Source organism: Acidiphilium sp. (assembly GCF_049977125.1).
GTDB lineage: Bacteria > Pseudomonadota > Alphaproteobacteria > Acetobacterales > Acetobacteraceae > Acidiphilium.
On sequence record NZ_JBMFGY010000182.1, the window covers coordinates 1 to 4,757 of the forward strand.

General features: G+C 65.1%; 7 protein-coding genes and 1 tRNA gene. 1 reads left to right on the forward strand and 7 read right to left on the reverse strand.

The genetic code is table 11. The features are described from left to right. Position 1: 1 nt before the first annotated feature. Positions 2 to 87 (reverse strand) — tRNA-Tyr (locus ACP5E6_RS16190). Between the two features lie 65 nt (positions 88 to 152). On the opposite strand from ACP5E6_RS16190, the gene ACP5E6_RS16195 reads away from it, so the two are divergent. Continuing rightward, positions 153 to 1,028, forward strand: coding sequence for a TrmH family RNA methyltransferase (locus tag ACP5E6_RS16195; protein WP_427955825.1), 876 nt, complete (start codon positions 153 to 155; stop codon positions 1,026 to 1,028). On the opposite strand, the gene pqqE is transcribed toward ACP5E6_RS16195, so the two are convergent. The 6 genes from pqqE to ACP5E6_RS16225 all read right to left on the reverse strand — a co-directional run. Beyond that, the gene (pqqE, locus tag ACP5E6_RS16200; RefSeq protein WP_427955827.1) at positions 1,010 to 2,092 is read right to left on the reverse strand and encodes a pyrroloquinoline quinone biosynthesis protein PqqE; all 1,083 of its coding nucleotides are present in this window, start codon (positions 2,090 to 2,092) and stop codon (positions 1,010 to 1,012) included. The genes ACP5E6_RS16195 and pqqE overlap by 19 nt on opposite strands. Further along, entirely contained in the window at positions 2,089 to 2,364 is a 276-nt protein-coding gene (pqqD, locus tag ACP5E6_RS16205; protein WP_427955829.1) for a pyrroloquinoline quinone biosynthesis peptide chaperone PqqD, read from the reverse strand. The genes pqqE and pqqD overlap by 4 nt, the downstream gene beginning before the upstream one ends. After that, a complete protein-coding gene (gene pqqC / locus ACP5E6_RS16210) occupies positions 2,361 to 3,101 on the reverse strand; it encodes a pyrroloquinoline-quinone synthase PqqC (protein ID WP_427955831.1) in 741 nt (246 codons plus the stop codon). The genes pqqD and pqqC overlap by 4 nt, the downstream gene beginning before the upstream one ends. After that, complete coding sequence (pqqB, locus tag ACP5E6_RS16215) at positions 3,098 to 4,021, reverse strand: pyrroloquinoline quinone biosynthesis protein PqqB (protein WP_427955834.1); 924 nt, start codon at positions 4,019 to 4,021, stop codon at positions 3,098 to 3,100. Before pqqB ends, pqqC begins: the two co-directional genes overlap by 4 nt. Before the next feature lie 56 nt (positions 4,022 to 4,077). After that, positions 4,078 to 4,155, reverse strand: a complete 78-nt coding sequence (gene pqqA / locus ACP5E6_RS16220) for a pyrroloquinoline quinone precursor peptide PqqA (protein ID WP_076454351.1) — start codon at positions 4,153 to 4,155, stop codon at positions 4,078 to 4,080. A 161-nt stretch (positions 4,156 to 4,316) separates the two neighbouring features. After that, positions 4,317 to 4,757: hypothetical protein (locus ACP5E6_RS16225; protein WP_427955836.1), on the reverse strand; the 441-nt coding region annotated here is incomplete at its 5' end.

The following is a 4,757-nucleotide window of genomic DNA, read 5'->3' on the forward strand; positions in this document are numbered from 1 at the left end:
GTGGTGGAAGGGGTTGGATTCGAACCAACGTAGGCGTACGCCAGCGGATTTACAGTCCGCCCCCTTTAGCCACTCGGGCACCCTTCCACCGCCCGTATTCTTCGATTGTCCCGGCGTTGTCAACGCCATGCCGGGCAGAGTAGAGAGCGGCGATGGAACAGCGTGATCAGCCTCGCAAGCAAAGCAAACCCCACCCCCAGGGACAGGGACATGGCCAAGGACATGGCCAAGGACATGGCCAAGGACATGGTCAGGGGGCTCGCACCGAGCACCGGCCCCGTCAGGATAGTCAGCGTGATCGCCGACCGAGTGCGGGTAAGGCATCTGGGTTGTGGCTCTACGGACTTCATCCGGTCGAAGCGGCGCTCGTCAATCCATCGCGGCGTCTGCGCCGGCTGGTGCTGACCGAGGAAGGCGAAGCCGCGTTGGTCGCCCGGTTACCCAAGCCCTGGGCCATTCCGGGCGAACGGATCGAGCGCGACAAGCTCGACGCAATGCTCGGGCGCGGCGTGGTCCATCAGGGCATCGCCGTGCAGACCGATCCGTTGGCCAATCCCTCGTTGGCCGATGCGCTGAAACGACCCGGCCCGGTGCTGGTGCTCGACCAGATCACCGATCCGCGCAATGTCGGGGCGATTATGCGCTCGGCACAGGCGTTCGGCGCGGCGCTGGTGATCGCCCAGGAGCGCAATGCACCCGAGGAGGGCGGGGCGCTGGCCAAGGCGGCGTCGGGCGCGCTCGAACGGATTCCCTTATTGCGGACGATCAACATCGCCCGCGCGCTGATCGCGCTCAAGGCCGCCGATCTGTGGGTCATGGGCCTCGATGCCGGCGGTGCCACGCGCCTCTCCGGTGCCGCGCTCGGCGGCCGGCGGGCGGCGTTGGTTCTTGGCGCGGAAGGCGAAGGATTGCGGCGGCTCACCCGCGAGACATGCGATGAGCTGGTCTCGCTGGCGATGCCCGGCGGCATGGAAAGCCTGAACGTATCGGCGGCGGCGGCGGTGGCGCTCTACGAGATCATTCGATAGGTGAAACCATCGGCCGCCGCGGCGCTCTCAGCGGTCGCGAGCGCCGCCATCATCGCGTGGTTCGGCGAAAGGCCACAAGCCGGATCGGTGGCGCCGGCGTCTCCGGTCAATGCCAGCGCCTGGCAGCGGCACCCGCCCCAATCGATTTCGGCACGCGGACAGCCCCGGCAGGGGGGCGCCATCCATCCGGTGCCGCGATAGGCCTCGAACGCCGGTGAGCCGGTCCAGATCGCGCCGACACTGCGCTCAGTGACACGCTCGAACGCCAGATCGAGGGTCTCCGCCGCGTGGCAGGGGAGCATCTTGCCGGAGGGTGTGATGTTGAAAAACTGCCTGGCCCAGCCGCCCATGCAGGATTTCGGGCGCGCGGCGTAATAATCCGGCACCACGTAATCGATGACCAATGTTCCCGCCAGCCGCGCCCGTGCCGCCGTCACGATGCGCGTCGCCTCATCGAGTTGCGCGCGGGTCGGGATCAGGGCGGCGCGGTTTTTCAAGGCCCAGCCGTAATATTGCACATGCGCGACCTCGATCCGCTGCGCGCCCGACTCGACCGCGAGTTCGATCATGTCGGCGAGTTGGTGCAGATTCTGGCGATGCATCACCGCGTTCACGGTCAATGCCAGACCCGCTTCACGCACCAGCCGCGCCGCCGCGTGTTTTTTTTCATGGGCGCGGGGCAGACCGGCAACATGATCGGCGGTGGCAGCCTCGGCTCCCTGGAAACTGATCTGCACATGGTCGAGCCCGGCCTCGACCAATGTCGCCATGCGCCGGGCATCGAGCAGGACGCCCGATGTGATCAGGTTGGTATAGAGCCCGTGATCGCGCGCGTGGCGGATCAGCACGGCCAGATCATCGCGCACCATCGGTTCGCCACCGGAAAAATGGGCTTGCAGAATGCCGAGCGCCGCGGCCTCGGTGATCACGCGCCGCCAGGTTGCGGTATCCAGCTCGTCGCGCGCGCGGTCCATCGCCAGCGGGTTCGAACAATAGGGACATTTCAGCGGGCAGCGATGGGTCAGCTCCATCAACATCGCGAGCGGCGGGGCGAGCTCGTTCATGCGGCGATCATGCCTTTCAGGACCAGATCATCGAGCATCTCGATACAATCGGCCAAGACCGCATCGGGCGGTGCGTCGTATTGCGCGGCCAGATGGGTCGCGATGGCGCCGAGATTGGCGACGCCATCGCAGGCCTGCAGAATCGCGACCGCGATCGGGTCGGGCATGATGACGCGTTCGGGGGCGAGCAGAACATGACAGAAGCGCGCCGGATCGAAGCGGAATCGCACGTGCCGCGCCAGCTTCGGAATGCTCGCCGCGGTCAGGCTCACGACCAGACACCGCCATGGCCGAACGCGCCGGGCGGGATCATGCCGGGCAGGACATAGGCATGGTGCAAAGCATCGAGCTGCGCCCAGAGCACGTCGCATTTGAAACCGAGGGCGGCGATCACCGCGCGCTGCTGCTCGGGGGTGCGGGCGTGACGCTTGACGTAATCGAGCGCGAAATCGGCGTCGCGGGGGGCCTGATCGAGTCTCGCGTTGAAATAGGCCAGCGTGTCCTTGGTGATGAAACGATAGCCGGCCAGCATGCCGGCGACTCGCTCGGAAATGATGGTGGGTGAGAACATCTCGGTCAGCGACGAGGCGACGGCCTCGAGCAAGGGCCGGTCGCGCACGAAATCGATATAGGCCTGAACCGCGAAGCGGGTTGCCGGCAAGGCGCGGGTGCGGGCGGTGACCATGTCACGATCGAGGCCGAGGCCATCGGTCAGGGCGAGCCATTTCGCGATGCCGCCCTCGCCGGCCGCCGATCCGTCGTGATCGATCAGGCGTTGCCGCCATACGCGACGAAGATCGGCATCCTCGGCGCGGGCGATCAAGCTGGCGTCCTTGATCGGGATCGCCGCCTGATAGCAATAACGGTTCAGCGCCCAGGCCTGGACCTGGCGCCGGTTCAAGGCACCGCCATGCAACAGCTGATGGAACGGATGGCGGTTGTGATAACGCGCCGCGCCGAGCGCGCGCAGTTCGGCTTCGAGCTCATCGGCGCTCATCAGGACAGTCATAGGCTCAACTCCATTCCATCATGGGCGACGATCCAGCCGGCGCGTTCGGCCTGTTCGCGTTCGGGCGAATCCTCGAGGATCATCGGGTTGCTGTTATTGACATGGACGAAGATTTTCCGGCCGATCGATGCCCCCGCGAGGCTGGCCAGCGTGCCGTCCGGACCGCTGACGCTGATATGGCCCATGCGGGCGCCGGTTTTGGCCAGCAGCCCGGCATCGATCATTTCATTGTCGTGCCAGAGCGTGCCGTCGAACAGAAGCAGCGGGGCGTTGCGCAGGCGGCGCACCAGGGTTTCGGGCACGGCGGCGCAGGCTGGAATATAGAAGAAACCGGCACCGTCGGCGCCGGTGATTTTCAGCCCCAGCGTGTCACCGGCGGCGGAACCGAGATCGGGGCTGGCCGTGTCCTCGGCGTAAAGGGCGATTTTGCCGGGGACGGCGAACGCCTCGATGGTGATGCCGAGATCGCGGCCGGCGGCGTCGGTGAGGGCCGTCGGGCGGTCGGGTTCGAGGCGACGGCGGGGCACCTGATCGGCGGCGAGGACGCGGAACATCGGGTTGGCGTCGAGCAGGCCGTGGATGCGAACACCGGCATAAAGGGCGAAAGGCTGATGCTCACGCAGCGTGAGCAACCCGGCGGTGAAATCGACATCGCCGCCGGTGAGCACCACAGCGGCGATCGGGCTGTCGCGCGGCGGGGTGCGCGGGTGCAGGGCAGGGGTTGCGAGAATCTGCTGGCGCAGATCGGGCGAGGCATTGATGATGACATAGTCGGTGCCGTTGGCACTGACGGCCAGCGCCGCCTGGGTCCGCGGCCTTGCTGCCTTATCGCCCGCACGGGCACGTCTGCAGTTGACACAGGCGCAATTCCATTGCGGAAAACCGCCGCCAGCGGCGGCGCCGAGGATGATCAGTTTCATGGCGAGGCAAGATCCGCCGGGCGCGACACGCGCCGCCCCCGGCGCCCGTTCATTGTTCAGTCGATGTCGGCGCAGGCGTAGCAGTTGATTTCGGTGCCCACAGCGATTTCAACGAGTTTCGGCTTGGTCCACATGGTTGTTTCTCCTCACAATTAACATTTGCGACGGTGTTGCCCGCCTTTCCCCGACCGGGGACACTAACCATACGTCAAGCCCGTGTCGTTGCAAGCACGATTATTGGCTTGCGGTCGCGGTGTGACATAATAGGACAATCGAGGCGGATTTCCGCGGGCGATCAGCTTGACGCGCCACTTTTCGATAATTTGTTGCGATAATTTAACGATTGGCGCGCGCGAACGCGCCGCCCGCCGATCAGCGATTTTTGAAACTCTTGCGATCGGGGATGAAATAATGATTGCCCGGACCGAGCGGCGGCGGGGATGAGGTGATCGGCGGGAATACCACAACCGGGCGCGCTCGGCGCGGTCGGGGGGTGGAACTGCCGCAGGACGATAGCGAAACGCCCGGAAACCAGAAGAAAAATTCTTTGATTCTGGTTCGTACTGGTGAAACCTCCGGAACCCCGCACCTCGTAGGGTGGGATGCCCTTCCGCATCCCACCATCCTTCGGCACCAAATCCCCGACCCCCAAACCATTCCCCCACCCTCCAAACCACCGCGAACCAGAGGAACAAAAGTTTTTTGCTCCTTTTTTCCAAAAAAGGAGCCTTCCCTT

Excerpts from the sequence above, each read along its gene's own strand:
- ACP5E6_RS16195 (WP_427955825.1), top strand. The coding sequence starts at position 153 with ATGGAACAGCGTGATCAGCCTCGCAAGCAAAGCAAACCCCACCCCCAG.
- pqqE (WP_427955827.1), bottom strand. The coding sequence starts at position 2,092 with ATGAACGAGCTCGCCCCGCCGCTCGCGATGTTGATGGAGCTGACCCAT.
- pqqC (WP_427955831.1), bottom strand. The coding sequence starts at position 3,101 with ATGACTGTCCTGATGAGCGCCGATGAGCTCGAAGCCGAACTGCGCGCG.
- pqqB (WP_427955834.1), bottom strand. The coding sequence starts at position 4,021 with ATGAAACTGATCATCCTCGGCGCCGCCGCTGGCGGCGGTTTTCCGCAA.
- pqqA (WP_076454351.1), bottom strand. The coding sequence starts at position 4,155 with ATGTGGACCAAGCCGAAACTCGTTGAAATCGCTGTGGGCACCGAAATC.